The organism is Pseudomonas sp. RIT-562, from assembly GCF_026241895.1.
Lineage (GTDB): Bacteria > Pseudomonadota > Gammaproteobacteria > Pseudomonadales > Pseudomonadaceae > Aquipseudomonas > Aquipseudomonas mandelii_F.
In genome coordinates this window covers 1-1046 of sequence record NZ_JAPJIV010000052.1, presented here as the reverse complement: position 1 = coordinate 1046, position 1046 = coordinate 1, and the positions used below count along the sequence as shown (strand labels likewise).

The 1046-nt window shown below is 55.9% G+C and carries 1 protein-coding gene; it reads right to left on the bottom strand.

Translation table 11 applies throughout. The features are described from left to right. Window positions 1–1046, bottom strand: a 1046-nt coding sequence (locus tag ORL50_RS28695) for an immunoglobulin-like domain-containing protein (RefSeq protein WP_266020075.1), incomplete at both ends; no start/stop codon positions are given.

The following is a 1046-nucleotide window of genomic DNA, read 5'->3' as shown; positions in this document are numbered from 1 at the left end:
GCGCGCCATTGGAGGTCGCACCGGTGATGCTCAGGGACACGGTATCGCCGTCTTTATAGACGTCGTCACCTTGCGGATCCAGGGTGTGAACCTTCTCAGTTTCACCAGCAGCAAAGACCACGGTTTTGCCGTTGCTCAGGGTCACAGTGACAGGCTGAGTCTGGGCCTTGTCGAGCTTGATGGTGAAGCTTGCATCCTGGTTTTCCAGGACCGGGCCATTACCGGTGATGCTGATGTTAACCGCGTCGCCTTGACCGGTAGGTTCGTCAGTGACGGTCGTTTCCAGTGAGTTCTGACCCAGGGTCAGTTGCTCGAAGTTATCTGCGCCGCTGACGCTTTCCAGCTTGTTAACGATGGTTGGTTGACCGCCGACCAGGATGTCGTCCGGGGCAACAATCGTTGCGCTGCCGACGTTGCCGTTGGCTGGGACTTTGATCTGCGTGCCGTCAGTCAGGGTGAAGGTCAGTTCACCGTGATTGTTGAGCGGCAGGCCGGCAGCGTTGGTCAGGGTCACGGTGTAAGTGACGGAACCGCCTTCTGCAACGGTGGTTTTATCCGCGGTGAGGGTCGCGATCACTTCACTGGTGGTATCACCAACAACAACTTGAGCTTCACTACCAATGACCAGATTCTCGAAGGTCTTACCTTCGACCGCTGCATCAGTAATACCCAGCTTGATGGTTTCGCCATCTTTGTAAACATCATCGCCCTGAGCGGGCAGGGTATAGGTAGCTTGAGTTGCACCAGCCGCGATAGTCACGGTCTGGCCATTGCTCAGGGTCACGGTCAGGTCTTGATCCAGCTTCTGATCAACCTTGATGGTGAAGGTCGGCGCCGCATTTTCCAGAACGTCGCCAGCACTTTCGATTGTTACAGTGACGGTATCGACGCGGTCGGTGATGGTGGTTACAGCTGGAGTAGTGCTAGGCACCAGGTTTTCAAAGTTGCCGCCAGTAGCGCCAGTAATCGTGGTGCTAACGGTGCTCCCGTTCACATAAACGTCATTAGCCGGAGTTTCGACCACAACGCTGCCAGTGGTCTGGCCA